This is a genomic window from Pseudobacter sp. (genome assembly GCF_051955275.1).
Taxonomy (GTDB): domain Bacteria; phylum Bacteroidota; class Bacteroidia; order Chitinophagales; family Chitinophagaceae; genus Pseudobacter.
On sequence record NZ_JBQCGW010000109.1, the window covers coordinates 1 to 2991 of the forward strand.

The following is a 2991-nucleotide window of genomic DNA, read 5'->3' on the forward strand; positions in this document are numbered from 1 at the left end:
CCATATGATAAGAGTATAGAGTAATCCTTAAGGAAGGACGATCAGTTTTCTACCTTCGAGCCGGAGATGAATACCGGACTTTTTTAGCAGCACCATCAAACCATCGAGGGAAACATCCTTAGTCATCTTCCCTTCAAACTCAACATGTGGCTGCCCTTTTTCATAATCAACTTCGATATCGTACCACCTGGCTATCTGCCTCATCACTTCATCGATGGATGCACCTTCAAAATTGAAGAAACCATTTTTCCAGGCCATTACTTTTTCTGTATCGATACCGGTGATAATACGTGGTGCGCCTGCTTTTGTTATCTGCGCCTGCTGCCCTGGCTTGATGATGGCACCATTTACTTTCACTGCTCCTTCGATCAATGTGGTATTCAAAGAGGTTTCGTTGTCATAGGCATTTACATTGAAACTGGTGCCCAACACCAGGATCTCCGCTTTTTTACCGGCTGATACGATAAATGGCATTCCTGCTTTTTTCGCAACCTCGAAATAAGCTTCACCTGTGATCTCCACTCTTCTTTCTTTGCCTGCAAACACTGTTGGATAGCGGATGGAGCTGGCTGCGTTCAACCACACCTGTGTGCCGTCTGGCAGAACCAGTCTGAATTCCCTGCCATTGGGCGTAGACATTGTGTTATATGCCACGGCCCCTGAATTATTACCAGTTGACTGATAAGCCAGTTGGCCATCCCGGATCACTGCCTCTGTTCCATTCTGCGTGGCTATCACACCGTTGGGCACACTGTCAAGTTTTACATGTACACCATTGTCAAGCGTAAGAATGGCCCCTGATCTTCCGGCCGCGATGGGTTGTGTATTGGCAGCTAAAACGGGTTCTGTATTTGTATGATCCGTAAACCAGAGATAAGTACCAATGGCTACTAGTAGTAAAACGGATGCAGCTGCCCACCACCATTTCCGCAGGAAAGGCCTGCGTTGCATTTCTAAAACGGGTGCTTCTTCCACAAGGTCAATGGTAATTATGCGGGCGCTCATTTCCCTGATATCCCCTTCGCTGAGTGGTATCCGATCCGCGGGGATCTGAGCAGCGATCAATTGTTCTAAAAGCTGAGCTCCTTCCCCGGATTCATTTTCCAGGATAGCAGCCAGTTCATCCAGTTCAGACTGGTCTGCCTGCTGGTTCAGCACCCGTTCTGCTAAAAATTGTATGCGTTCAGATTGGTTCAATGCAAATATTTTAAAGCCAGGGAATAGGTTTATACAAAGGCTTCAATAACACAGACCCGCAACTGGAATTTCAGGACCTATCAGGATCAAAAAATATTTCGGCAGTCTTCCAGATCAGGAGCATCCAGGAGCCATAGTTGGACTTTTCAATGGAATTCCGGAGGGTTTGAAGTGCGCGCACCAGGGTATTTTTTACTGTACTGGCAGATAATCCAAGCTTTTCTGCTATTTCAGGGATTTTAAGTCCCTCTTCCCTGCTCAGCTGGTAAATCTTTTTCTGCTGGGGTGGCATTTCGATGACTGCCTGACGGATCACCTGTTGCAGGCTCTGGATATTGGCGCCTTCACGGGTCTGGTCAGTTTCTCCCGTGATGCCATATTTGTTGATGTAGGTATCGATGCCCGCCTCCTGCACTTTTTGCTGGCGGAGATAATGGAAGGCCCTGTTGTACGCGATCCGAAGCAGCCAGCTCCTGAATTGCCGGAGCTCAGGCAGCTTGTCGCGGTACAACCAAACACGCAGGAATACATCCTGCACAAGATCTTTGGACGCGGTATAAGATTTGGTGAGCGTGAAAATATGGGCGTGAACAAGGTCCCCGTATTGTAAGAAAACAGTCTCGAACGCCTTTTCGTCGTTGTCGGCTATTGATTGAAGCAGCGTTATTTCATCGTATGGTGGACGGATCGGCAAAGGGTTATCTTAGTTGATAGTAGCTATGCAAACTAAAATAAAATTTCCAATCTCCTGATTTATTCATTTTTTCCTGTGGAATGCTACTTTTTCACGATACCATTCAAAATGGTAATAGCGAGGAAATCCAGGTGCTTTTCAACATAAGCGAAATTATCTTCCAGGAACAGGCGCTGCCCGATTGCGCGCATAGTCATATTCGTTACTTTGGTCCAGACACCGATCTCTTCCTCACTCATCTCCCTGATCTCTCCCCTTTTGATGCCATAGTGCAGCAGGTCCGTTAAAAGGTTCTCCATATAGATATCCCGCTCCCTTCCGATATTCTCCATCAGCGCTGGGTTCTCCATCACATCCGCCCGGAAAACAGAGAATTTGTCGATCTTCTCCCGGATGGACCCGAAAATTGTAGTGAACATCAGCCTGAATTTCTCAGGGGCAGATTCCACCGTGTTCATTTTTTGTTCCGTCATGGCGCGTGACTCATCCATGTCTTCAGCCACAACTGCTTCAAAGATCTCTTCCTTGGTCTTATAATAATAATATAAGGAGCTTTTGGATTTCCCGATGGCTTTGGCAATATCTTCCATGGTGGTCTTCTTGAAACCAAACCGCCCCAGGAGCTCCGCTGCCTTGGTCAGGATCTCTACCCGTACAGGATCTTTTGTTATTTGACTATTCGACATTATTAGTCCAATTAGAATATTCAACAAAAATACCGATTTACACCAGAGCTGGAAGACCGGTACAGGGAAACGTAGAAGATATTCTATGTTTCGGTAGTGCAAACACGCTTAAATGATGTTAATCAATTAAATACGCAACACTTCCTATCATCCCTCCATCATCACTCATGAAAACTACCTGCCCTTTTCACCTTTCTTTAACAAACTATTTGACCATTTGAGTTGAAAAGTCAAATATCCGTATTACTTTTGACTTTTAAACCAAAATAGTCGAATATTCATGGAACAATTAATTCTGGACACTTCCTACCAATGGTTCACTACTCAGGGAGTACAATCCTTCACCATGGACGACATCGCATCCCGCCTGGGCATGTCGAAGAAAACACTCTATCGTTATTTCGTTTCCCGCCA

General features: G+C 45.6%; 4 protein-coding genes. 1 reads left to right on the forward strand and 3 read right to left on the reverse strand.

The window, feature by feature from the left end:
- Positions 1-27 precede the first annotated feature (27 nt).
- The 3 genes from ACTHMC_RS09320 to ACTHMC_RS09330 all read right to left on the reverse strand — a co-directional run bounded on the left by ACTHMC_RS09320 (position 28) and on the right by ACTHMC_RS09330 (position 2577).
- Positions 28-1197, reverse strand: coding sequence for a FecR family protein (locus ACTHMC_RS09320; protein WP_440412789.1), 1170 nt, complete (start codon positions 1195-1197; stop codon positions 28-30).
- Between the two features lie 70 nt (positions 1198-1267).
- Positions 1268-1891 carry an RNA polymerase sigma factor gene (locus ACTHMC_RS09325; RefSeq protein ID WP_440412790.1) on the reverse strand — a complete coding sequence of 208 codons (624 nt, stop codon included), beginning with the start codon at positions 1889-1891 and terminating at the stop codon, positions 1268-1270.
- 83 nt (positions 1892-1974) lie between these two features.
- On the reverse strand, positions 1975-2577 hold the full coding sequence (locus ACTHMC_RS09330; protein ID WP_440412791.1) for a TetR/AcrR family transcriptional regulator: 603 nt from the start codon (positions 2575-2577) through the stop codon (positions 1975-1977).
- Between the two features lie 280 nt (positions 2578-2857).
- Here ACTHMC_RS09330 and ACTHMC_RS09335 point away from each other — a divergent pair.
- Positions 2858-2991: TetR/AcrR family transcriptional regulator (locus ACTHMC_RS09335; protein ID WP_440412792.1), on the forward strand; the 134-nt coding region annotated here is incomplete at its 3' end.

What these genes read in the sequence shown, in the direction of transcription:
- ACTHMC_RS09330 (WP_440412791.1), bottom strand. Translation starts at nt 2,577, where the DNA reads ATGTCGAATAGTCAAATAACAAAAGATCCTGTACGGGTAGAGATCCTG.